This is a genomic window from Ruegeria sp. CH10, assembly GCF_056537125.1.
This window is the reverse complement of sequence record NZ_JBQFQY010000003.1, coordinates 364,974-386,527: the sequence shown is the minus strand read 5'-3', so window position 1 is coordinate 386,527 and position 21,554 is coordinate 364,974. Positions and strand designations below refer to the sequence as shown.

25 protein-coding genes are annotated in these 21,554 nt (G+C 61.2%); 10 read left to right on the top strand and 15 right to left on the bottom strand.

The window, feature by feature from the left end; genetic code table 11:
• The first annotated feature begins 50 nt into the window (after positions 1-50).
• Both ACRZ94_RS12125 and ACRZ94_RS12120 read left to right on the top strand, forming a co-directional pair.
• Positions 51-734: a GntR family transcriptional regulator gene (locus tag ACRZ94_RS12125; protein WP_480797447.1), complete on the top strand. Its 684-nt coding sequence runs from the start codon at positions 51-53 to the stop codon at positions 732-734.
• A 75-nt stretch (positions 735-809) separates the two neighbouring features.
• Complete coding sequence (locus ACRZ94_RS12120) at positions 810-2,207, top strand: aspartate aminotransferase family protein (RefSeq protein ID WP_480797446.1); 1,398 nt, start codon at positions 810-812, stop codon at positions 2,205-2,207.
• Positions 2,208-2,282: 75 nt separating this feature from the next.
• Here ACRZ94_RS12120 and ACRZ94_RS12115 read toward each other — a convergent pair whose 3' ends face one another.
• A complete protein-coding gene (locus ACRZ94_RS12115) occupies positions 2,283-3,581 on the bottom strand; it encodes a lytic murein transglycosylase (protein ID WP_480797445.1) in 1,299 nt (432 codons plus the stop codon).
• Between the two features lie 111 nt (positions 3,582-3,692).
• Between ACRZ94_RS12115 and ACRZ94_RS12110 the strand changes: the two genes are divergently transcribed.
• On the top strand, positions 3,693-4,079 hold the full coding sequence (locus ACRZ94_RS12110) for a DUF1801 domain-containing protein (RefSeq protein WP_480653627.1): 387 nt from the start codon (positions 3,693-3,695) through the stop codon (positions 4,077-4,079).
• Here ACRZ94_RS12110 and rnr read toward each other — a convergent pair.
• Entirely contained in the window at positions 4,070-6,328 is a 2,259-nt protein-coding gene (gene rnr / locus ACRZ94_RS12105) for a ribonuclease R (RefSeq protein WP_480797444.1), read from the bottom strand. The genes ACRZ94_RS12110 and rnr overlap by 10 nt on opposite strands.
• A 48-nt stretch (positions 6,329-6,376) precedes the next feature.
• Positions 6,377-7,516: a succinyl-diaminopimelate desuccinylase gene (dapE, locus tag ACRZ94_RS12100; RefSeq protein WP_480797443.1), complete on the bottom strand. Its 1,140-nt coding sequence runs from the start codon at positions 7,514-7,516 to the stop codon at positions 6,377-6,379.
• Positions 7,517-7,713: 197 nt separating this feature from the next.
• On the opposite strand from dapE, the gene ACRZ94_RS12095 reads away from it, so the two are divergent.
• A complete protein-coding gene (locus tag ACRZ94_RS12095; RefSeq protein ID WP_480797442.1) occupies positions 7,714-8,772 on the top strand; it encodes a transporter substrate-binding domain-containing protein in 1,059 nt (352 codons plus the stop codon).
• Here the strand turns inward: ACRZ94_RS12095 and ACRZ94_RS12090 are convergent.
• Positions 8,769-9,113, bottom strand: coding sequence for a hypothetical protein (locus ACRZ94_RS12090; protein WP_170427741.1), 345 nt, complete (start codon positions 9,111-9,113; stop codon positions 8,769-8,771). The two genes, ACRZ94_RS12095 and ACRZ94_RS12090, sit on opposite strands and share 4 nt — an antisense overlap.
• A 99-nt stretch (positions 9,114-9,212) precedes the next feature.
• Here ACRZ94_RS12090 and ACRZ94_RS12085 point away from each other — a divergent pair, with 99 nt between their 5' ends.
• Positions 9,213-9,548, top strand: a complete 336-nt coding sequence (locus tag ACRZ94_RS12085; RefSeq protein ID WP_480653618.1) for a cupin domain-containing protein — start codon at positions 9,213-9,215, stop codon at positions 9,546-9,548.
• Between the two features lie 51 nt (positions 9,549-9,599).
• On the opposite strand, the gene dapD is transcribed toward ACRZ94_RS12085, so the two are convergent.
• Both dapD and ACRZ94_RS12075 read right to left on the bottom strand, forming a co-directional pair.
• Positions 9,600-10,427, bottom strand: coding sequence for a 2,3,4,5-tetrahydropyridine-2,6-dicarboxylate N-succinyltransferase (gene dapD, locus ACRZ94_RS12080; protein ID WP_480653616.1), 828 nt, complete (start codon positions 10,425-10,427; stop codon positions 9,600-9,602).
• 98 nt (positions 10,428-10,525) lie between these two features.
• Positions 10,526-11,437, bottom strand: coding sequence for a threonine/serine dehydratase (locus ACRZ94_RS12075; RefSeq protein ID WP_480797441.1), 912 nt, complete (start codon positions 11,435-11,437; stop codon positions 10,526-10,528).
• 79 nt (positions 11,438-11,516) lie between these two features.
• On the opposite strand from ACRZ94_RS12075, the gene ACRZ94_RS12070 reads away from it, so the two are divergent.
• The gene (locus ACRZ94_RS12070) at positions 11,517-12,359 is read left to right on the top strand and encodes an LOG family protein (RefSeq protein ID WP_480797440.1); all 843 of its coding nucleotides are present in this window, start codon (positions 11,517-11,519) and stop codon (positions 12,357-12,359) included.
• Positions 12,360-12,362: 3 nt separating this feature from the next.
• Positions 12,363-13,457 carry a cystathionine gamma-lyase gene (locus ACRZ94_RS12065; RefSeq protein ID WP_480797439.1) on the top strand — a complete coding sequence of 365 codons (1,095 nt, stop codon included), beginning with the start codon at positions 12,363-12,365 and terminating at the stop codon, positions 13,455-13,457.
• Here the strand turns inward: ACRZ94_RS12065 and ACRZ94_RS12060 are convergent, their stop codons facing one another.
• Positions 13,458-13,841, bottom strand: coding sequence for a hypothetical protein (locus tag ACRZ94_RS12060; protein WP_480797438.1), 384 nt, complete (start codon positions 13,839-13,841; stop codon positions 13,458-13,460).
• Positions 13,842-13,983: 142 nt separating this feature from the next.
• Between ACRZ94_RS12060 and ACRZ94_RS12055 the strand changes: the two genes are divergently transcribed.
• Positions 13,984-14,901, top strand: a complete 918-nt coding sequence (locus ACRZ94_RS12055; protein ID WP_480797437.1) for a DnaJ C-terminal domain-containing protein — start codon at positions 13,984-13,986, stop codon at positions 14,899-14,901.
• Positions 14,898-15,236, top strand: coding sequence for a hypothetical protein (locus ACRZ94_RS12050; protein ID WP_480653603.1), 339 nt, complete (start codon positions 14,898-14,900; stop codon positions 15,234-15,236). The genes ACRZ94_RS12055 and ACRZ94_RS12050 overlap by 4 nt, the downstream gene beginning before the upstream one ends.
• Here ACRZ94_RS12050 and ACRZ94_RS12045 read toward each other — a convergent pair whose 3' ends face one another.
• The 4 genes from ACRZ94_RS12045 to ACRZ94_RS12030 form a co-directional block, all read right to left on the bottom strand.
• A complete protein-coding gene (locus ACRZ94_RS12045) occupies positions 15,237-15,851 on the bottom strand; it encodes a cytochrome P460 family protein (RefSeq protein WP_480797436.1) in 615 nt (204 codons plus the stop codon).
• 234 nt (positions 15,852-16,085) lie between these two features.
• Positions 16,086-17,273 carry a dual-specificity RNA methyltransferase RlmN gene (gene rlmN / locus ACRZ94_RS12040; protein ID WP_480797435.1) on the bottom strand — a complete coding sequence of 396 codons (1,188 nt, stop codon included), beginning with the start codon at positions 17,271-17,273 and terminating at the stop codon, positions 16,086-16,088.
• Positions 17,274-17,352: 79 nt separating this feature from the next.
• A complete protein-coding gene (locus ACRZ94_RS12035) occupies positions 17,353-17,730 on the bottom strand; it encodes a lysozyme inhibitor LprI family protein (RefSeq protein ID WP_480653597.1) in 378 nt (125 codons plus the stop codon).
• 55 nt (positions 17,731-17,785) lie between these two features.
• On the bottom strand, positions 17,786-18,319 hold the full coding sequence (locus ACRZ94_RS12030) for an invasion associated locus B family protein (RefSeq protein ID WP_480653595.1): 534 nt from the start codon (positions 18,317-18,319) through the stop codon (positions 17,786-17,788).
• A gap of 178 nt (positions 18,320-18,497) precedes the next feature.
• On the opposite strand from ACRZ94_RS12030, the gene ACRZ94_RS12025 reads away from it, so the two are divergent.
• Positions 18,498-19,496 carry an asparaginase gene (locus tag ACRZ94_RS12025; protein ID WP_480797434.1) on the top strand — a complete coding sequence of 333 codons (999 nt, stop codon included), beginning with the start codon at positions 18,498-18,500 and terminating at the stop codon, positions 19,494-19,496.
• A gap of 2 nt (positions 19,497-19,498) precedes the next feature.
• Here the strand turns inward: ACRZ94_RS12025 and ACRZ94_RS12020 are convergent, their stop codons facing one another.
• Genes ACRZ94_RS12020 through serB form a run of 4 tightly spaced genes read right to left on the bottom strand, consistent with a single transcriptional unit; the run spans position 19,499 to position 21,522 of the window.
• Positions 19,499-19,819, bottom strand: a complete 321-nt coding sequence (locus ACRZ94_RS12020) for a YciI family protein (protein ID WP_480797433.1) — start codon at positions 19,817-19,819, stop codon at positions 19,499-19,501.
• Positions 19,820-19,842: 23 nt separating this feature from the next.
• Entirely contained in the window at positions 19,843-20,268 is a 426-nt protein-coding gene (locus tag ACRZ94_RS12015; RefSeq protein WP_480797432.1) for an SRPBCC family protein, read from the bottom strand.
• A complete protein-coding gene (locus ACRZ94_RS12010) occupies positions 20,256-20,585 on the bottom strand; it encodes an ArsR/SmtB family transcription factor (protein WP_480653587.1) in 330 nt (109 codons plus the stop codon). Before ACRZ94_RS12010 ends, ACRZ94_RS12015 begins: the two co-directional genes overlap by 13 nt.
• Before the next feature lie 58 nt (positions 20,586-20,643).
• Entirely contained in the window at positions 20,644-21,522 is an 879-nt protein-coding gene (serB, locus tag ACRZ94_RS12005) for a phosphoserine phosphatase SerB (protein ID WP_480653585.1), read from the bottom strand.
• Positions 21,523-21,554: the final 32 nt, after the last annotated feature.

Sequence of the window (21,554 nt, the reverse complement as noted above, 5' to 3'; positions counted from 1 at the left end):
TGAGGTCAGATACCTGGCAATGCAGCATCAGTCGAAACAGGGCAAACCAATTGGATTTGATCAAAAACAAGGCATTCGCCCCAAAAGCGGACACCGAGAAAAGACCCGCGCACGAACAGGTCTACCACACCCTCAAAGCACAGATCATGTTTGGTGATCTGGTGCCCGGACAACCCGTAACGATCCAGGGGCTGACCGATTCTCTGGGTGTCGGCATGACCCCGGTACGCGAGGCGATTCGCAGGCTGATCTCGGACGGCGCGCTGGTGTTTCAGGGCAACCGACGGGTCAGTGTGCCTTTGTTGTCCAAAGGCGATGTCGAACAGATGATCTTCGCCAGAATATCAATAGAATCAGAGCTTTCCAGGCGCGCTGCCGGGAATATGGACAGTGCTGATATCGACGAGCTTGAGCAAACAGATCAGCAATTGGACCGCACCATCACTGATGGGGACGTCAGCGGCTATCTGCGCCTGAACCACCAGTTCCACGAGATGCTCTATGCCCATGCCGATGCTCCGATTCTCAGCGATCTGGCCGAGCGGTTATGGCTCAGATTCGGGCCGTCATTGCGGGTGGTCTGCGGGCGTTTTGGCACCCGCAGCCTGCCGGACAGGCATAAGGATATCATCGCCGCCCTACGGGCACAGCACGCCGACGCGGTGGCGAAAGCAACCGCTCAGGACATCGAACAGGGGATGGAGCTGATGGCGGATGCCCTTGCCAAAAACTGACCCTGCGCGATTCGATTGACAGGATAAAATTTGATCATATTGTGAAAGCCAACCGCTCTTTCAGGAGGATCTCGGATGTCCACCATCACCAATCACATGCCCACCGCCGAATTGCAGGCGCTGGATGCAGCCCATCACATGCACCCGTTCTCGGCCAACGGCGCACTGGGCAAAGAAGGCGCCCGTGTCATCACCCGTGCCAAGGGCGTCTACCTGACCGACAGCGAAGGCGAAGAGATTCTGGACGCCATGGCCGGTCTGTGGTGCGTCAATATCGGCTATGGCCGCGATGAGCTGGCCGAGGTTGCCGCCCGCCAGATGCGCGAGCTGCCCTATTACAACACCTTCTTCAAAACGACCCACGTGCCCGCCATAGCGCTGGCCAACAAATTGGCCGAATTGGCCCCGGGCGACTTGAACCACGTCTTCTTCGCTGCGGGCGGGTCCGAGGCAAATGACACCAACATTCGCCTGGTCCGTACCTACTGGGCCGAAAAAGGCCAGCCTGACAAGAACATCATCATCAGCCGCCACAACGCCTATCATGGCTCGTCGGTTGGGTCGGCTTCGCTGGGCGGGATGGCCGGGATGCACGCACAGGGCGGCATCCCGATCCCGAACATTCACCACATCAACCAACCCAACTGGTGGGCCGAGGGCGGTGACATGTCGCCCGAAGAGTTCGGCCTCGCCCGCGCGCGCGAGCTGGAAGAGGCGATTGAGCAACTGGGCGAAAACCGCGTCGCGGCCTTCATCGCCGAACCGGTGCAGGGCGCAGGCGGCGTGATCGTGGCCCCCGACACCTATTGGCCGGAAATCCAGCGCATTTGCGACAAATACGATATCCTGCTGATCGCGGATGAGGTGATTTGTGGCTTTGGCCGCACTGGCAACTGGTTCGGCTCGCAAACTGTCGGCATCAAGCCGCACATCATGACCATCGCCAAGGGCCTCAGCTCGGGCTACGCGCCCATCGGCGGCTCCATCGTCAATGACGAGATCGCCGAGGTGATCGGCAGCACCGAATTCAACCACGGCTACACCTATTCCGGCCACCCGGTCGCCGCGGCCGTGGCACTGGAAAACCTGCGCATCCTAGAAGAGGAAAAGATCGTCGAGCATGTCCGCGACGTGGCCGCCCCCTACCTGAAAGAGAAATGGGAGGCCCTGGCCGACCACCCCCTGGTGGGCGAGGCCAAGATCGTCGGCATGATGGCCTCAATCGCGCTGACCCCGGACAAGGCCAGCCGCGCCAAGTTTGCGTCAGCCCCAGGCACCGTGGGTTATGTCTGTCGCGACCGCTGCTTTGGCAACAACCTGATCATGCGCCATGTGGGCGACCGGATGATCATTTCCCCCCCGCTGATCCTGACGCCTGCGGATATCGACGAGATGTTCGTACGCATCCACAAGTCACTGGACGAGGCGCAGACCGACATCATCGAACAGGGACTGATGAAAGCCGCAAGCTGATCCGCGCAGCTTCATCTGGCCAAAAATATCCCGGGGGAGTCGCGGCTTGCCGCGGCGGGGGCAGAGCCCCCTCCCCTACCTCAACCGCTCAAGCAGCCGCGGGGACGGATACCCATCCGGAACCAACCCCTGCGCCAGCTGATAGGCGCGCACGGCGTTCACCGTGTTCGGCCCGGTCCGCCCGTCGATGCCCTGCGTGTCAAATCCGGCCTCGGTCAGGCGGGTTTGCAGTTCTTTTTTCTCGGTAAAACTCAATATCCGGTCACCACGCGGCCAGTTGGCCTGAAACGGCGCGCGGCCGGACAAACGGTCGGACAGATGGCCAATGCCGATGACATAGGCATCCGCACCATTATAGGCCTCGATCACGCGGAAATTGTCAAAGATCATCAGCGCCACGCCCTGCCCTCCGGCAGGCAGCAGGATGGCGGCCTGGCCGTGATCGGGCACAGGCTGACCGGTCCGGTCAACAACCCCGCGTGCGGCCCAATCTGCGGGCAGCAGTGTGAAATCCCGCCGCGCCATCGAATAATCGAACCCATCGGGCAAACGGACTTCCACCCCCCACGGTTGCCCCTTGGTCCAGCCATGCCGCGCCAGGTATGACGCCGCCGAGGCCAGCGCGTCGGTCGGGTCATCCGACCAGATATCGCGCCGTCCATCCCGGTCGAAATCCACCGCGTGCTCCAGATATGAGGTTGGCATGAATTGCGTATGTCCCATAGCCCCGGCCCAACTGCCAATCATATGGTCGGGACTGACATCACCCGCCTGAATGATCTGCAACGCGGCGACCAGCTGGGTCTCAAAGAACTGTGACCGCCGCGCATCAAAAGCCAGCGTCGCCAGTGAGCGGATCGTGTGATCACTGCCCCGGAACGTACCGAATGAGGTCTCAAGCCCCCAGATCGCGGTCACGACCTCTTTTTCGACGCCATATTGCGCCTCAATCCGAGTCAGGGTTGCCCCATGCTGGTCCAGCGCCGCGCGCCCGTTCGCGATCCGACGGTCTGAGGCGGCGGCGTCCAGATACTCCCAAATCGGTTTTGAGAACTCGGCCTGATTTCGGTCCCGCTCGATGATCTTCTTGTCATAGGTCAGGCCCGCCAAAGCCTGATCAAGCGTTGCCGCAGAAATCCCCTGTGCCTGCGCCCGCTCGCGAAACGCGCCCAGCCACGCCTGAAACCGCGCGTTTCCTTCGGTCGACACCCGAACCTCCTTAATCTGGGGCCGCAAGACGGGTCGGATGGACACCGTCACATCCGCCGAGGCCAGCTGGATGGATCTCAGCCCATCCGGTGTGTTGAGAGTTTCCGCCTGCACAATGGATGCCCATAATGCGGCGGCAACGACGCCACCCATGCATTTACGCATTCCGATTTTCCTGATTACTGCTCAGGCATAGAATAGCGCAAAAAGCGATTTTCACAAAGCGCTCTGAGCGAAATGTCTGACGTGACCACACAAAGCAGTTAAGCTGCTGGCATGACACCTTTTACCGACCCGAAAGTCGCCGCCGCCTATGACACTCTTTCACCCGAGGCCCGCAACGGCGCTTTGGCTCTGCGTGAATTGATCTTTGAGACTGCGGCGTCCCTGCCCCGCGCACACCCGCTGCAAGAGGCGCTGCGCTGGGGTCAGCCAGCCTATCTGGCCCCCAAGGGGTCGACCATCCGTCTGGGCGGGCACAAAGCGGCCAGCTTTGCACTGTTTGTACATTGCCAAAGCCGGTTGATGGGGGATTTCACCTCGGCCTTTCCCGGCGAGGACCGGATTGAGGGCAACAGGGCGGTGCTGTTCGACGACCCTGCACAGATCGACGCAACGCGCCACGGCTGGCTGATTGCGCGGGCTTTGACCTATCACCTTTGACGGCGTTTGCGTTCGACCTTGCGCTTGATCTTGTCCTTCTTGCGCTTGGTGCTGACCGCCTTGCGACGCGCGCCACGTTTCGTGGAACCTCGCCCGCGCGGCAGAGCCTGATCGTCGATTGAGAGAAGCTCCAGCTCCAATCCGCCGGTCACAGGCGTCGCCGCAGCCAGGCGCACGGTAACACGCTGACCGATTGCGATGATCAACCCGGTATCCGATCCCATCAGCGTCCCGGCCTCGCGGTCAAAATGAAAGAACTCACGCCCCAGAGACCGCACAGGAACCAGCCCATCCGCGCCGGTTTCATCCATTTTCACAAAGGCCCCAAAGCGGGCAATACCGCTGATGCGACCTGTGAACTCATTGCCCACCCGTTCGCTCAGATAGGCCGCTAGATAGCGGTCGGTGGTATCCCGTTCCGCCATCATAGAACGGCGTTCAGTATCCGAGATATGGGTGGCGGTTTCGTCCAGCCGCGCGATTTCATCCTCGGTCAGCCCATCCTTGCCCCAGCCATGGGCCGAGATCAGCGCGCGGTGCACGATCAGGTCCGCATAGCGGCGGATGGGAGATGTGAAATGCGCGTAATTCCGCAGCGCCAAACCAAAGTGGCCGAAATTCTCGGGGTTGTAGTACGCCTGCGCCATCGACCGAAGGGTGGACAGATTGATCAGCTCCGCATCCTCGGTCCCGGCGGCGGCGTTCAGCAGGGCGTTCAGGTGGCGGGTCTGCAGCACCTGCCCTTTGGCCAGATTCAGCCCCGCAGCCTGCGCGGTTTCCCGCAGGCTTTCCAGTTTTTCCGGCGCGGGTTCTTCGTGGACGCGGAACAGCAGCGGGCGGCGTTTGGCGATCAGCGTCTCAGCCGCAGCGACATTGGCGAGGATCATGAACTCTTCGATCAGCTTATGCGCGTCCAGCCGATCGCGGAAGGCCACGCTGGTCACTTCGCCCGTGTCACTGAGTACGATCTGACGCTCAGGCAGGTCCAGATCCAGTGGCTGCCGTTCCGCCCGCGCCTTTTTCAGCGCGGCATAAGCGGCATAGAGCGGTTTCAAGACCGTCTCTAACAGCGGCCCGGTGCGGTCGTTGGGATTGCCGTCGATGGCCTCCTGCACCTCGGCATAATGCAGTGATGCGGCCGAGCGCATCAGGCCCCGCACGAACCGGTGACCGATCTTGTTGCCATCCGCATCGATCTGCATCCGCACGGCGATACAGGCGCGCGGGACGCCTTCGTGCAGCGAACACAGATCGCCCGACAGACGATCCGGCAGCATCGGCACCACGCGGTCGGGGAAATAGCTGGAATTGCCCCGCTTGCGCGCCTCGCGGTCCAGCGCGGTGCCGGGCTGCACATAGGCGGCGACATCGGCAATCGCGACCCAGATTACATGGCCGCCGGGGTTCTTCGGATCATCGTCGGCGTGGGCATAACAAGCATCGTCGTGATCCCGCGCATCCGAGGGGTCGATGGTCAGCAGCGGCATATCCCGCAGGTCGTCGCGCCCTTTCAGGCCGACGGGTTTGGCCTTGTCGGCCTCATCGATCACCTTGTCGGGGAAGTCGTCCGGAATGCCGTGCTGGTGGATCGCGATCAGCGAGACGGCTTTGGGCGCGGTTGGGTCGCCCAGCCGTTCGACGATGCGGGCGCGCGGCAGGCCCATGCGGTTCTTGGGTCCGGCCTGTTCGGCCTCGACCAGCTCACCGTCCTTGGCCCCATGAACCGCGCCATCGGGCACCAGCCACTCGGTCGAACTCGCCTTGTCGATGGGCACGATCCGCCCGCCCTCGGCCCCTTTGCGAAAGATGCCAACGATCTTGCGCGGGTTGGTGCCGATCCGGCGGATCAGGCGCGCCTCGTAATTGTGGTCTTCTTCATGCACCACGGTCAGGCGCGCCAGAATCCGGTCGCCTTCGCCCAGGGCCGGATCGCTGGCGCGGGTGATCAGCAGCACGATGGGTTCGACCCCTTCACCATGCCATTCCAGCGGACGGGCGAACAGGTCGCCATCGGCGTTCGGCGCCTTCACCTGCAGCACACTGACAGGCGGCAGACGATCCGGGTCGCCATAGCTGCGCTTGCGCTTTTCCAGATGGCCCTCGGCCTCAAGCTCGCGCAGGATGCGTTTCAGGTCGATCCGCGCCGCGCCCTTGATCCCAAAGGCTTTGGCAATATCGCGTTTCGAGGTCAGGGTGGGGTTCGCCGAGATCCAGTCAAGGACCTCTTGCTTGGTGGGGATGCGAGTCATAATCCCGGCCTAGCACGGGTGTGCGACCGCGTCATGACTAAAAACGGATCAGGCGAAATAGTCCCGCAGGATGCGCGCATAAATCGCCGTAAGCTGTTCGATCTGCGCCACCTCAACACATTCATCCACCTGATGCATGGTGCGCCCGACCAAACCAAACTCGACCACCGGGCAGTGGTTTTTGACAAACCGCGCATCCGAGGTTCCGCCCGAGGTGGACAATTCAGGCGCAACACCCGTTTCCGCCTGAACCGCATTGGCCACCAGATCGGACAAGGGGCCCGGTGGGGTCAGAAAGCTTTCGCCCGAGATCTTGATCCGCACGTCGATTTCAACGCCAAAGGCGTCGGCGACGGCGGCGGCCTCGGCCCGCAGCCAGGTGCTGAGGCTTTCGCCCGAATGCAGATCGTTGAACCGGATATTCACCGTGCCGCTGCATTGCGCCGGGATCACGTTGGTGGCCGGGTTGCCGGTATCGATGTTCACAACCGCCAGCGTGGAGGCATCGAAATGGTCCGTGCCCTGATCCAGTTCGTGACTGGCCAGCCGGTCCATCAGCCGCGCCATCGCGGGCATCGGGTTTTTGGCCCGGTGCGGATAGGCCGCATGGCCCTGCACGCCGGTCACCGTGAACCAGATATTCATCGAGCCGCGTCGCCCGATCTTCATCATCTCACCCATGGTATTGGGGCAGGTCGGCTCACCCACCAGACAGACCGACATCGCCTCGCCCTCGCGATCCATATAGTCCAGCAGGGCCGTGGTGCCATCCAGCGCATCCCCCTCCTCATCCCCGGTGATGGTCAGGATGATGGCCCCGTCGGGCGGGGTGTCGCGCACGAAATCAATGGCCGCCGCGGCAAAGGCCGCCACGCCTGATTTCATATCCGTGGTGCCCCGGCCATACATGACCCCATCGCGGATCTCCGCGCCAAATGGCGGCATGGTCCACGCGGCCTTGTCCCCGACCGGAACCACATCCGTATGGCCGTTGAACCCAAAGCTGCGCCGGTGGCCTTTGTCGCCCCAACGCGCGAACAGATTGCTGATGCCACCACGGTCGACGCGGCTGCAGGAAAAGCCCGCCTCGGACAGCAGGTTGTCCAAAAGAACCAAGGCACCGCCTTCCTCGGGTGTGACCGATGGGCAACGGATCAGGTCTGCAGTCAGTTTCACCGGATCAGTCATCGCGGCCCCCTCTGGTTGGTTTGCGCACACAGATTCAACGAATTGAGCGGATTGCCAACCCCTGCCCGAGTGAAAAACCCGCCATTTTTTCAGGCGTATCGCTCTGACACTCCAACAAAACAACGCGTTTTCGTAGCGGCACGCTTGCCCGGTCGCGTGGAATTGCGCTAGAGCCCGCCGAAACAGGTAACTGGACTATGATACGCGCCCTTTTCGTATGGTTGTGCCTGACTTTCGCCGCTCTCGCTCAGCAAAGCCAGGCACAGACACTGACCGTCACCACGGTGACCCGCCCCCCGTTTTCCTATGTCGAGGACGGGGCACAGACTGGGTTTTCCATGGACCTGCTGGCGGCGCTGGCCGAGTCCCTGAACTGGGACTATGCGATCAACCGGGTCGAAGGGTTCGGCGACATGCTGGGGGCGGTGCAGGATGGCGCGGCCGATCTGGCCATCGCCAATATCTCGATCACCGCCTCGCGGGAAACACTGATGGACTTCAGCCAGCCGATCTTTGAGGCCGGCCTGCAGATCATGGTCCCGTCCGAGGCCGCGCGCCAGCCATCGCTGCTGTCGGCGCTTCTCTCGCGCGAGCTGTTCATCGCCATTGGCCTGGCCTTTGCCATCCTTTTGGGCGGCGGCATGCTGATGTGGACATTTGAACGCCGCGCGCAACCCTATTTTGACCGCAGCCTGGACGAGGCGTGGTTCCCGTCCTTTTGGTGGGCGCTGAACCTCGTGGTCAATGGCGGGTTTGAAGAGCGTATGCCCCGCACCCCCTTTGGCCGCCTGCTGGGCGTCGTCCTTGTGGTTTCGTCGCTGTTCATCGTGTCGGTGTTTACGGCGCGTATCACCTCGGTCATGACGGTGGATGCGATCAGCGGCAGTGTGAATTCGGTCAATGACCTCTATGGCAAGCAGGTCGGCACCATCTCAAACTCGACCGCCGCCAGCTTTCTGAACCGGCGCGAGGTTGAATTCACCGGTTACGCCGGTCTGGATGAGTTGCTGGCCGCGTTCGAGAACAAGGACTTGGACGCGGTGGTATTCGACGCGCCGATCCTGTCCTACTACGCCTCGCATGAAGGGCGCCGGATCGCGACGATGACCGGAGGGGTATTCCTGCGCGAAAGCTACGGGATTGCTTTCCCGACCGGCTCTCCGCTGGTCGAGGATGTCAATCAGGCGCTGCTGGCCCTGCGTGAAGACGGCACCTATGACGAGATTTACCGCAATTGGTTCGGAGTGCGGAACTAGGCGGTTCCCTCATCCCCGAAAAACGGTGTCATCTGCGCGACTATGACGGCGTTCTCATCCAGCGCGCGCTGCATCAGGGCGCGCTCATCCGGGTCGATGTCATGGCCCTGCGCCTCACGCTCGGCCAGAGTGCCATAGCCCGTCACATCCAAAGGCGCGGTGTCGGCCTGTTTCAGGATCGCCACGGTTTCGCGCACCGCCTCGGCCTCGTCCACGCCGCTGGCAAAGCACATCAGCGCCGCCCCGGTCGCGCCTTCGGGCAGGCCATCGCCATCCTTGCGGCCGATCTGCACAAGCAGGGTATAGACTTGCTGACGGGAAGGTTTCTTTTGCTTTTCCATGCAAGGGGCCATAGCCGCGCGCCCCTGTCCGGTCAAGCAATTGCAACAATGCAGCCACGACGCCATAGTAACCGCGCGATTAGCCAGCAAGGACAGCTTATGACCTATCCCGATTTCATCACCGATTTTCCCAGCCTTGATGTGCCGTTCCCCGAAGACGTGGTGCAGACAGCCGTCATCCGATCCGATGCCGGGCTGGTGGCGTTTTTCACCTTTTTGCAGGATTTCGAACTGCCCATGCATTCGCACAAGGCCCAATGGGGCACCGTGGTCGAGGGTGAGGTTGAGCTGACCATTGGCGATGAAACGCGCATCTACCGCCCCGGCGACAGCTATTCGATCCCGTCGGGTGTGGAACATGGCGGCAAGATCAAGGCCGGGTCGCGGGTGATCGACGTTTTCGAGGAACCCGACCGCTATCCGATCAAAGGGTAACAAAAAAGGCCGCAGCGCGGTGCTGCGGCCCCTGTCTGTTCTGCGCGCGGGTTAGTCGCGCAGCAGTTCATTGATCCCGGTTTTCGAGCGGGTCTTCTCATCCACCCGCTTTACGATCACAGCGCAATAGAGGCTGATGTTGTTCTTGGACGGCATCGAACCTGCAACAACCACCGAATAAGGCGGAACCTCGCCATAGGTGACCTCACCGGTTTCGCGGTCGACGATCTTGGTTGACTTGCCGATAAAGACGCCCATGCCCAGAACCGAGCCTTCGCGGACGATGCAGCCCTCGACCACCTCGGACCGCGCGCCGATAAAGCAGTTGTCTTCGATAATGGTCGGTCCGGCCTGCATCGGTTCCAGCACGCCGCCGATCCCGACGCCACCCGACAGGTGCACGTTCTTGCCGATCTGGGCACACGAGCCCACGGTGGCCCAGGTATCAACCATGGTGCCGCTGTCCACATAGGCGCCCAGGTTCACAAAGGACGGCATCAGCACAACGCCGGGTGCAATATAGGCGGATTTGCGGACAACGCAGTTCGGCACAGCGCGGAACCCGGCAGCCTGCCACTGGTTTTCGCCCCAACCGGCGAACTTGCTGTCCACCTTGTCCCACCAGCCACCGTCTTGCGGGCCGCCGGCCTGATGCTCCATGTCCTTGATGCGGAACCCCAGCAGAACCGCCTTTTTGGCCCACTGGTTCACATGCCAGTCACCGCTTTCCAGCTTTTCCGCCACGCGCAGCGCGCCGCTGTCCAGCGCGTTCAGCGTGTCTTCGATGGCCTCACGCGTTTCGCCGGTGGTGGCGGGGGTGATGGTGTCACGTGCCTCCCATGCGGCTTCGATGGCGGCTTCCAGTTGGGCGTTGGACATTTCGGGGCTCCCTGACGAATCTGTTCACGTTGGTTTTGCCTATACGCAAGCGCCATCCATGGCGCAATGCGACGCAGAACGCGCGGTTTGCGGCTGTTTCACCCGCCCAGCGGGTCCGGCGCGATATTGCCGCCGCAAATCAGCACTGCCACCCGCTCTTCCGGCTCGGGCTGATACGCCCCCGACAACAGCGCCGCCAGCGCCGCAGCCCCTGCGGGTTCCACCAATATCCGATGCGCGCGCCATAGCAGTTGCTGGGCCTCGGCAATGGCGTCATCGCTGACCAGAACCGAGGTCATCCCCTGCGCCAGATCGAAACAGATCGACCCGATCCGCCGCGCGCCCAGCGCGTTGGCGGCGATACCTGAAACGCTCACATCCACCGGTTCCCCGGCCTGTAGCGCCGCGTTCAGCGCGCATGAGGTTTCGGGTTCCACCGCAACGACCTTGCGCGCGCCCTCGAACCAACCCAAAGCACCTGCGATCAGCCCGCCGCCGCCAACGGCAACCAGAACCGTATCGGCCTTCAGGCCCTGCGCCTCCCACTCGGCAAAACAAGTGCCCTGCCCGGCCACGGTGGCGGGCGCGTCATAGGCATGGATTTGCATCGCACCGGTCGCCTCTTCATGCGCCTGCGCGCCGGTCAGGGCATTGGCGTATTCCCCCGACACCACGCTCAGGTCCGCGCCGGTCTGTTCGATCAGGGCAATCTTGGACGGCCCCGCGATTTCCGGCACAAAGATCTTGGCCGGATAGCCCAGCGCCCGCGCCGCATAGGCCGCCGCCGCCCCGTGATTGCCACCCGATGCGGCCACAACCCCGGCCTGTGGCACGTCCGAACTGAGCAATGTGTTAAACGCCCCGCGCGCCTTGAAACTGCCGGTGTGCTGGAGATGCTCCAGCTTCAGCTCGATAGGATAGCCCAGCATGTCGCTTTCCATCACCGGCGTTACTTGCGCATATCCGGCGATCCGGTCTGCGGCGGCTGAAATCTCGCTTTTCCAATTCATTGTTGTTCTTCCGTGACTGGCGCTCTGGCCGCGAACCCTATAGCTGTTTTGTGAACACGCAAGCAGGGAACCATCACACATGAGAGAAGACCGCCTGAGCCCCTTCCGCGACGCACAGACCGACCGCTCAACCGCGAGCGAGGTTCCCGATACGCCGCAAACCCGGTCTCCGGCCTATCGCCTTGCCTTTGCCGATGACGATTTCCTGTGCCGCGATGAGCTGCGCCCGGTGCGCCTGCAGCTGGAACTGCTCAAGCCCGAGATGATTATGACCGAGCGTGAGATCACCTCGACCATCGTCATGTTCGGCGGCGCGCGCATTCCCGAGCCATCGCAGAAACACACCGCGCGCACCCAAACGCTGGCCGATTTGTCGGAATATTATGACGAAGCGCGCGAGTTCGCCCGGCTGATGACCGAGAAATCGAACCAGACAGGCTGCCGCGAGAATGTCATCGTCACCGGCGGCGGCCCCGGCGTGATGGAGGCCGGGAACCGCGGCGCGCAGGATGCGGGCGGCTGTTCCATCGGGTTGAACATCGTGCTGCCGCACGAGCAGGCACCGAACCTGTATGTGACGCCCGAGCTCAGCTTTAACTTCCACTATTTCGCCATCCGCAAGATGCACTTCCTGATGCGCGCCCGTGCCATCACCATCTTTCCCGGCGGCTTCGGCACGATGGATGAGCTGTTCGAGTCGCTGACCCTGATTCAGACTGGCCGGATGGAGCGCGTGCCCTTCCTGCTGTTTGGCCGGGAATTCTGGGAAAAGGTCATCAACTGGGAAGCGCTGGCAGATGCGGGCACCATCTCGGAAGAAGATTTGGACCTGTTCCGCTTTGTCGACACAGCGCAAGAGGCGGTCGACATCATCGAGAACTGGGAACCCGCCCCGCCGCGCGACGAAATCCCGGGACGCTGAGGGATGCCCAAACCCGGAGAGATGCTGCACCTGCGCGGCAATGCGCTGAACCCCGGCGATCCGGTGGCGCTGCCGCTGACGCAAAGCAGCATGTACCACCTGCCGGGCGCGCCTGACGGGCTGCCCACCTATGGCCGGGCTGACAACCCCACCTGGACGCATCTGGAACATGTTCTGTCCCATCTTGAAGACGCGCCCTGTTTGGCCTTCCCCTCGGGCATGGGGGCAATCTCAGCCGCGCTGTTCGCGACGCTGAAGGCCGGGTCGCGGCTGCTGATCCCCTCGGACGGGTACTACGTTACGCGCGTGCTGGCCGATCAGTTTTTATCCGGACTGGGGGTTTCGATCACCGAACGCCCGACGACCACCTTTGCCGAGGGCGGGTTTGACGGGTTCGATGTGGTCTTTGTTGAAAGTCCGTCGAACCCCGGGCTGGACATGATGGACCTGCCGGCCATCGCCAAAGCCGTGCGCGCGGGCGGAGGCATCACGATTGCCGACAACACGACCATGACGCCTCTGGGCCAACGCCCGCTGGATCTGGGCGTAGATGTGGTTGTGGCCTCGGACACCAAGGCCATGGGCGGGCATTCCGACCTGCTGATGGGCCATGTCGCCAGCCGCAATGCGCAGATCATGGAACGGGTCGAAGAATGGCGGCGCGTGTCCGGCGCGATCCCCGGCCCGCATGAGGCTTGGCTGCTGCATCGCGGGTTAGAGACGCTGGAGGTGCGCTTTGACCGCATGTGCAGTTCAACGCAGGTTTTGGCAGAACGACTGGCCGATCACCCTGCGGTCAAACATATCCGCTATCCGGGCCTTCCCGGCGACCCTTCGCACGCTCTGGCCAAGGCGCAGACCAGCCGGTTCGGGTTTCTGCTGTCGATCACGCTGGACAGCGAAGCGAAGGCCGAGGCTTTCATAAACGCCTGCCCCATGCTGCGCCCCGCCACGTCCTTTGGCGGCGTCCACAGTTCCGCCGAGCGCCGCGCGCGCTGGGGTGACGATGTCGACCCCGCCTTTACCCGCCTGTCGGTCGGATGCGAACCGGTGGATGAGCTGTGGCAGGCCATCGCGGCCAGCCTGGATGCGCTGTAGTTACTTCTTGGGTCCACGCAGTTCGGGGAACAGATAGATCGGCAGCACAATGCTGGCCACCAGCGCGCCCAGCCACACCAGCAGCGTCGCCGCCAGCAGGTTGGAAATCCCGCCGACAGTCAGCCCGTTGGTGACCAGATCGGTGATCAGCAGCCCCACAAAGGTGACGATCAGCGCAATCCCACCTTTCAGCGCAGGTGCTTTCTTTTCGCCCAGCTTCAGGATCAACGGCTCGGCCACCCACTGAACCAGCGTGAAGACGATCACCACCACGATGAACGAGATTGGCTTGATTGCAAATTCCGGTAGCAAAATGGCCGCCAGCAACAGCCCGATGGCGTTCCCGGCCAGCAAGGCCAGAATGGATTTCAATCGGCGCGTCATGGGGCCTCCGGTCATACAATAAAAACATGCATATGTTAGCAGGTCTTTAGGGATTTGCGAGCGGTTTCAAAAGCCTCTTCCTTTTGGGCCGTTGAAAACGCATGATAAAACCACCTGTTCAGACCGACCCGCGAGAGGTGAGATGAGCGACGATCCCTATTCCGCCCTTGGCGTCACCAAAGACGCCAGCGATGCCGAGATCAAAAAAGCCTATCGGCGCATCGCCAAGGACTGCCACCCGGACCTGAAACCCGGCGACGCCGAGGCTGAGGCCAAGTTCAAAACCGCAGCCGCCGCCTATGACCTGCTGAAAGACCCTGAGAAAAGGGCGCAGTTTGACAGGGGTGAGATTGACGCCTCGGGTCAGGAGCGACCCAAACAGCAATATTACCGCGACTATGCCGAGGCCGCCGGGAACCCCTATCGCGGACGACAGGCAGACCCGGAGGACATGTCGGACATCTTTGCCGAGTTCATGCGCGGGCGCGGCGGGTATGGCCAGCGCAGTCAGGAATTTCACGCGCCCGGCCACAATCGGGCCTACAGCCTGCAGATCAGCTTTCTGGACGCCGTCTTTGGCGCCAGCCAGAAACTGACCCTGCCAGATGGCGACCGGATCGAGGTAAAAATCCCCGCAGGCATCACCGATGGCCAGACCATCCGCCTGCGCGGCAAGGGCGATCCGGGCTTTGGGAATAGCCCCGCTGGGGATGCTCTGGTCACGGTTTCGGTTGCAAAACATCCGGTTTTCGACCGTCAGGGTGACGACATCCACATCACCCTGCCGATCACCATTGATGAGGCCATTTTGGGCGGCAAAGTCCCCGCCCCCACGATCGACGGCGGTGTCAATGTCAGCGTCCCGCCGGGCACCAGCAGCGGCAAGACCCTGCGCCTGCGCGGCAAGGGGGTGAAGAAGCGCGGCTCGACCAACCGGGGGGATCAGTTGATCGAACTGACCGTGACCATGCCCGACCAGATTGACGAGGACCTGAAGAACTTCATGGAGACATGGCGCGAGACCAACAGCTATGATCCGCGCAAAGGAATGCCATCATGACCCTGACCGAAAAGGAACTGATCGCAACCGTTACCCGCCTGACCTCGACCCGGTTGACCGAGTATCTGGCGGCTGAAATCGTGATCCCGGAACAGGGCGAACAGGGCCTTGTCTATCGCAGCCTCGACGTTGCCCGATTGGAACTGGCCTGCGAGCTGCACGATCAATACGAGATGGAGCCCGACGCCCTGTCCATGATGATCTCGCTGATCGACCAGATGCACGGATTGCGTGCGGAACTGCGCGAGGTGCTGAACGCGGTTGAGGCACAGCCCGAACCGGTGCGCCAATCCCTGATCGAGGTCATCGGGGCCGCGCGGTTCAAACGCGGATAGTCAGTTCCCGACGATGTAATCCTCGGGCACGAAAAACGTGTAGTCGCGATCCGCGACCGCCTCGTGACAGTCATGGCAATAGGCTACGGCACGGGCGCGGTCCCCCATCGTGTCACCGAACAGAGACCCGTCCGGCAGCACCATGATATAGCGCCAATCCGCAGTGTCAGGGCTGGTGCCTGCGGGCAGCTTTTCCATAACGAACAGGGCACCGGGGTGGATATTGCCCTCATCCGTGACAGTCACGCTGTCCTTGGCCAGAACCGAGCCGACAGGCAGCACCTCACCCTCTTGCAAGGTGCCATAATTATGCGCCATCCGGTTGGCATAGCTGTTCACATAGCGCTGGCCATGGGTGGCCGAGATATAGGGCGCATCGTTGAACAGCGGCCAGTTCTGATAATTCAGCAGCAAATCCAACTGCGCTGCCCCATACCCGCGCGCCATGCGCCGCTGCAGCGATTCATAGATTTGCGCCGCTTCGTCCTTGGTCAGATCCGCAGGGTTTTCAATGGTGATATGTGCACCCTCACCCGGGGATTGTTGAGCGGAGACGCCCGAAAACGAAAAGATTACAATGAGTAACGTCGAAAGTCGTAAAAATCCAAAAAACATATAACTGGCCCACCTGATCCATAAGGTTCGCCTGAACGCCGCGTGTCGTGCTGTAATTCAGATAGCGGCACTGAACAAACATGCCACCACAAGATCGCGGTCTTCACCGCTTTGTGCGCAAGAGTGAGACACGTCCATCCTGCCGTGACAGCCCAAATATATCAAATTTCCTATGCGAAAGACAGAAGGGGCAACATTAAATTATTGTTGCCCACTTAGGCACAATTAGGCAGCTCAGCGTTGCATGCCAGCCTCGGCTTCAATCTGCTTGCGTGATTTTCGCGCCCGTTCGGTGGCCGATTTCAGCTGCCCGCAGGCGGCCATGATATCCTCGCCACGTGTCTTACGGATGGGTGAGGCATAGCCAGCCTGATAGATGATATTCGCAAAAGCCCGGATACGGTTGTTCGAGCTGCGCTTATAGGGCGCGCCCGGCCATTCGTTGAACGGGATCAGGTTGATCTTGGCCGGAATGTTGTGGCGCTTGATATGGTCAATCAGGCGATGCGCATCTTCGTCGCTGTCATTGACGCCATCCAGCATCACGTATTCAAAGGTGATCCGTTCCGAATTCGACGCCTTGGGATAGCTTGCCAGCGCGCCCAGCAGTTCCTCGATGTTCCAACGCTTGTTGATCGGCACCAGCACATCGCGGGTTTCATCCGTGGTGGCATGGAAGGAAATCGCCAGCAGGCAGCCGATCTCTTCCGCTGTGCGCGCGATTTCGGGCACCACACCGCTGGTCGACAGGGTGATCCGGCGCCGCGACAGGGAAATCCCCTCGGGGTCCATGGCGATCTTCATCGCGTCGCGCACGTTGTCGAAATTGTACAGGGGCTCGCCCATGCCCATCAGAACGATGTTCGACAGCAGGCGGGTTTCATCCTTGGGCGCACCGGGGACCGGCCATTCCTCAAGATCGTCGCGGGCCATCATCACCTGACCGACAATTTCCGCCGCCGTCAGGTTGCGCACCAGTTTCTGCGTACCGGTATGACAGAAAGAACAGGTCAGCGTGCACCCCACCTGCGATGAGATACACAGAGTACCGCGGTCATCCTCGGGGATGTACACCACCTCAACCTCATGCCCGCCTGCGATGCGGCACAGGTATTTGCGGGTGCCGTCCTCGGACACCTGACGGGTGACCACTTCGGGGATTTCGATCACAAAGCTCTCAGCCAGTTGCGCGCGATAGGCTTTGGCCAGATTGGTCATCTGCGCAAAGTCGCGCACACCCCACTGATAGATCCACTGCCAGATCTGCCCGGTCCGCATCTTGGCCTGCTTTTCCGGCGTGCCATGTTCGATCAGCGCCGCGCGCAGTTGATCGCGGGTCAAACCGACGAGGTTCACCTTCCCCTCGGGCAGTTTGCGGGGGATGGTCATGACGTCTTGAGTGATCGGCGCTTTGGGCGACATTGGCGTATCTCTGAGGATTCTGGCTTGGGATGCGCCTCTATATAGGATCGCGCGCAAAGATCAAAAGAAATCGTGCCGCTTAATTTGCCATGCGCAGCAATTCATCTACACGCGCCCGGCCCAAATCGACCCGGCACGCAGTGATGCCGATCCCCGTGCCCGACCCTCCGCCGAACGAAGCCCCCACGGCCTCGCATTGCGCATCACGATAGGTGCTCCAGGCCACCTGCGCCGTCTCAAGGGCGGGTTGGGCCACGGTGCGGCCGGTCACTTCGTCCAATTCCTGAGCGGCATCAAGGGCAAAACCATATGCGGCCTGCAACGCCATATCCACGCGCCGTTCCACATCAGACACGCAGGCGCCAATTTCGACCTGCGACGCGGCATCGGCGCATTCCAGCATCGGGTCGGCCAAAGCCAAACAGGGAAACAGGCAGAAAAGAAGGGTGTAACGCATAGCAGGGCCTCCGATAGCGGACGCCCTATGTTACCACATCATCGCCGTGACCGGATCAGTTGGTGCAACGCTTTTCCGCATCCTCGATCGCTGCGGTGAAACCCAGCAATGAGAATGTGTCTTTGGTTTGCGTGCCCCGTTCTGAGCGTGCGGTCAGCACCGCCTCGGTCCCGCGTTTCATTGCAGCCACAACTTTCAGGTCCTCACCTTCGGTTGCGGGCCAGGCCCATTCACCTTCGGTGATCAGTTCGAACTCGGTCCCGTCGATCTCAAGATTGACGGTCGATCCTGCGGCAAAGGGATAGCCACCGGTGAAGGTTACCTGACCTTTGACCTCGGCGTTGGGGCGATAGAATACGAACAGCAAAATATCGCTGCGGCGCACCGACACCACCCGTCCACCACGTGTATTGACCGTTTCCTTGGGGGCGGACACGCTCCAGCATTCGGTGGGATCATCTTCGACGAACACACTCCAGTCCGTCTTGGCGGCCACGCGATTGGTGCTTGTCGCTTGCTGAGCGATTGCAGTGGTGGCCATCCCTGCCACGCACAAGCCCGCGATCACGCGGACGAGTTTCGATCCCATTGTCCAGCCTCCTAGCTCGACCTAATACCTCATACCCATCGGACATAGCTGCGAACTCTGCCGGTTCGTCTGTTAAGTTGCGTATTCCGATGATTGTCGACATACACACACTAACGCAGGTTTCGCCACAGGCGAAAGGGCGATTGGCAGAATTTTGCGCATATTCAGGAGGGGCCAGATGACGCAGCCGGTACCAATGACAGAACTATGGCGCGGGCCCCTGCTGGAAAGCCTGCATCTGGGCCATGCGGTGATCTGCGATGACAGCGGCCAGATCGTGCAAAGCTGGGGCGATCCAGACGCGGTGATCTATCCACGATCCTCGGCCAAGATGATCCAGGCACTGCCGCTGATCACCTCGGGCGCGGCGGCCAAGTATGGGCTGAATTCGGAACATCTGGCGCTGGCCTGCGCCTCGCATAGTGGCGCGCATATCCACACAGATCGTGTGTCGGCCTGGCTTGACCATCTGGGCTTGTCCGAACCCGACCTGCGCTGCGGCCCGCAAGAGCCACAGGACATGGCGGCGCGCGACGGGCTTATTCTGGCCGACGACACGCCCTGCCAGATCCACAACAACTGTTCGGGCAAGCATTGCGGCTTTCTGACCGTGGCTCAGCATATGGGCGCGGGGCCGGAATACCTTGAGATCGATCACCCGGTGCAACAAGCCTGCCTGTCCGCGTTAGAAGAGACCAGCGGTGAGACCAGCCCCGCCTATGGGATCGACGGCTGTTCCGCGCCGAACTTTGCAACCTCGCTGGTTGGCCTTGCGCGGTCGATGGCGTGGTTTGCCGGCGCTGCGGATCGGTCGGACCGGGCCAGCGACGCGGCACAGCAACTGACCGCCGCAATGATCAAACACCCCGAGCTGGTCGCAGGGGAAACCCGCGCCTGTACCGAGCTGATGCGCGCCATGGATGGCCGCGCCGCGATCAAAACCGGGGCCGAGGCTGTTTTCGTCGCCATCCTGCCGGAAAAACGCATGGGCATTGCGTTGAAAATCACCGATGGCACCACCCGCGCCAGCGAATGCGCCATTGCGGCCCTTTTGGTACATCTGGGCGTGTTAGAGGCGGATCACCCGGCCACACTCAAATTCATGAACGCCACGCAATACAGCCGCCGCGGGCTGGAATGCGGCGTGATCCGCCCTGCGCCGGGGTTTCCTGTTTAAGGCTACATCTCGATCGGATGGACCTCGGCCACCTCGACCGAGCCAGAGCCGTTCACGACCATGGGGCACCCCTTGGCCATCTCGGTCGCGGCATCGATACTGTCGGCCTTGATGACGGTAAAGCCCGAGGCCGGGTTTGCACCGCCATTGTCGACAACGCCATCTGCGCTGACCGTATAGGACTGGCCGACCGGGTTGCCGGGGATGTCCAGCGCTGGCCCCATGTTCTGAAACCACGCGCCCCATGCGGCCATGGTGGCTTCGATTTCGGCTGGATCGGTTGGGGTGTGACCGCCGTGATAGACAAACAGAAATTGGGGCATTGTCGTCCTCCGTGATGAAATCCTTAAAACTGAGCTTCGAGCTTGCGCAGTGACGAGGTCCAACCCTGTTTGTGGTTCCCGGCGACCTCGGCATCGGCAAGATCGCGATGGTCCAGAACCAGTTTTGCACCCGTCGCTGTTGCGGTGACTGTCAGCGTGACATGGCTTTCCGTACCGCGCTGGTCGTTTTCGTCATGCCAGCCCCAGGTGAACCCAACCGAATTGGGCGGATCGACATGGGTGACGTGGCCCGAGACTTTGAATCGCTGCCCCTCCCCATTCACCATGACCGAATACCACGGCCCTAAGCGCGAGAAATTCAGATCATGCTCTGGCACATGCATCCCTTCGGGGCCCCACCATTGCAGCAGCTTTGCGCCGTCACTGATCCAGGCAAACAGGTTTTCCGGGCTGGTCGGGAACGTGCGTTCCAGTTTCAGGTCGGCCATGAATTTTCCCTTTCGATTGCGTCGGCAAGACGATCCAGACTGCTTTCCCAGAATTGCCGTTTCGAGATGGTCCATTCGGCAATTGCCCGCAGCCCCTCGGACCGGATGGAATACATCCGCTGGCTGCCGTGCACCCGTTGCTGAACCAGACCCGCCTCACGCAGCAGCTTCAGATGGCGCGAGATCGCGGCACCGGACATGCCGCGGCCTTCGATCAACTCACTTACTGGCAATTCCCCGTCCTGCATCAACTGCTCAACGATTGAGAATCGGGTGGCATCGGACAAGGCCGAGAAAGCGGTCAGAAGCGTGTTCATGACCACTGTTTAACATTTTTGTTAAATAAAAGAAAGCCCCAAGAGAAAGAGCTTTGTGTCAGACGTCCGCAAACGCCGCGCGGGAATAGCCCTGCAAGTACAGCAATGCGGTCAGATCGCCATAGTTCACGCGAATATCGCATTGCCGCGCGACCGAGGGCTTGGCGTGCAGCGCAACCCCAGTTCCGGCCCGACCCAACATGCCCAGATCATTGGCCCCGTCGCCCACGGCCAGAACGTCATCCTCGGAAAGACCAAGACGTTTGGTGATCTGTTCCAACGCATCCACCTTGGCCTGTTTGCCCAGAATCGGCCGCTGCACATCGCCGGTCAGTTTACCGTTCTCGGCCAGCAGCGTGTTGGCGCGGTTTTCGTTAAAGCCCAATTGCTCCGCCACATTGGCGGTAAAAGCCGTGAACCCGCCGGATACGAGCGCCGCGTAGCCGCCATTCACGCGCATCGTGGTCACCAATTCCCGACCGCCCGGCATCAGCGTGATACGTTCCTCAAGCACCTTGCCGATCACTGCCTCATCCAGCCCTTTCAGCAACCCGACCCGTTCGATCAGCGCGCCTTCGAAATCCAGCTCACCGTTCATGGCGCGGGCGGTGATCTCTTTGACGCGGTCACCGACACCGGCCTCATCGGCCAATTCATCAATGCATTCCTGCCGGATCATGGTGCTGTCCATATCGGCCAGCAGCATCAGCTTGCGGCGCTTGCCAAGAGGCTGAACGATCAGATCGACCTCAAGCAATTGCAGTTCGGCCCACACCTCCCACTGGTTGTCGGTCTTTTCGGGAAACCGGAATTCTGCAGCCTCGTTTTCGCTCAACCAGACCGGCTCAGACCCGCCCCAGGCGTTGCACAGCGTCTCGACCAAAGCCTCATCCAGCTTTGGCGTGTTTGGGTCGGTCAACAAAGTGGCTACGTACATGGTCGGTCTCCTGCGGGGGTTCCCTGCGCATA

Coding starts and splice junctions, on each gene's coding strand:
- ACRZ94_RS12010 (WP_480653587.1), bottom strand. CDS start 20,585: ATGAACACGCTTCTGACCGCTTTCTCGGCCTTGTCCGATGCCACCCGA.
- rnr (WP_480797444.1), bottom strand. CDS start 6,328: ATGACTCGCATCCCCACCAAGCAAGAGGTCCTTGACTGGATCTCGGCG.
- ACRZ94_RS12070 (WP_480797440.1), top strand. CDS start 11,517: ATGAGAGAAGACCGCCTGAGCCCCTTCCGCGACGCACAGACCGACCGC.
- dapD (WP_480653616.1), bottom strand. CDS start 10,427: ATGTCCAACGCCCAACTGGAAGCCGCCATCGAAGCCGCATGGGAGGCA.
- ACRZ94_RS12110 (WP_480653627.1), top strand. CDS start 3,693: ATGACACCTTTTACCGACCCGAAAGTCGCCGCCGCCTATGACACTCTT.
- ACRZ94_RS12120 (WP_480797446.1), top strand. CDS start 810: ATGTCCACCATCACCAATCACATGCCCACCGCCGAATTGCAGGCGCTG.
- ACRZ94_RS12045 (WP_480797436.1), bottom strand. CDS start 15,851: ATGTTTTTTGGATTTTTACGACTTTCGACGTTACTCATTGTAATCTTT.
- ACRZ94_RS12090 (WP_170427741.1), bottom strand. CDS start 9,113: ATGGAAAAGCAAAAGAAACCTTCCCGTCAGCAAGTCTATACCCTGCTT.
- serB (WP_480653585.1), bottom strand. CDS start 21,522: ATGTACGTAGCCACTTTGTTGACCGACCCAAACACGCCAAAGCTGGAT.
- ACRZ94_RS12060 (WP_480797438.1), bottom strand. CDS start 13,841: ATGACGCGCCGATTGAAATCCATTCTGGCCTTGCTGGCCGGGAACGCC.
- ACRZ94_RS12115 (WP_480797445.1), bottom strand. CDS start 3,581: ATGCGTAAATGCATGGGTGGCGTCGTTGCCGCCGCATTATGGGCATCC.
- ACRZ94_RS12055 (WP_480797437.1), top strand. CDS start 13,984: ATGAGCGACGATCCCTATTCCGCCCTTGGCGTCACCAAAGACGCCAGC.
- ACRZ94_RS12065 (WP_480797439.1), top strand. CDS start 12,363: ATGCCCAAACCCGGAGAGATGCTGCACCTGCGCGGCAATGCGCTGAAC.
- ACRZ94_RS12015 (WP_480797432.1), bottom strand. CDS start 20,268: ATGGCCGACCTGAAACTGGAACGCACGTTCCCGACCAGCCCGGAAAAC.
- dapE (WP_480797443.1), bottom strand. CDS start 7,516: ATGACTGATCCGGTGAAACTGACTGCAGACCTGATCCGTTGCCCATCG.
- ACRZ94_RS12050 (WP_480653603.1), top strand. CDS start 14,898: ATGACCCTGACCGAAAAGGAACTGATCGCAACCGTTACCCGCCTGACC.
- ACRZ94_RS12030 (WP_480653595.1), bottom strand. CDS start 18,319: ATGGGATCGAAACTCGTCCGCGTGATCGCGGGCTTGTGCGTGGCAGGG.
- ACRZ94_RS12075 (WP_480797441.1), bottom strand. CDS start 11,437: ATGAATTGGAAAAGCGAGATTTCAGCCGCCGCAGACCGGATCGCCGGA.
- ACRZ94_RS12035 (WP_480653597.1), bottom strand. CDS start 17,730: ATGCGTTACACCCTTCTTTTCTGCCTGTTTCCCTGTTTGGCTTTGGCC.
- ACRZ94_RS12020 (WP_480797433.1), bottom strand. CDS start 19,819: ATGCCCCAATTTCTGTTTGTCTATCACGGCGGTCACACCCCAACCGAT.
- ACRZ94_RS12025 (WP_480797434.1), top strand. CDS start 18,498: ATGACGCAGCCGGTACCAATGACAGAACTATGGCGCGGGCCCCTGCTG.
- ACRZ94_RS12085 (WP_480653618.1), top strand. CDS start 9,213: ATGACCTATCCCGATTTCATCACCGATTTTCCCAGCCTTGATGTGCCG.
- ACRZ94_RS12095 (WP_480797442.1), top strand. CDS start 7,714: ATGATACGCGCCCTTTTCGTATGGTTGTGCCTGACTTTCGCCGCTCTC.
- rlmN (WP_480797435.1), bottom strand. CDS start 17,273: ATGTCGCCCAAAGCGCCGATCACTCAAGACGTCATGACCATCCCCCGC.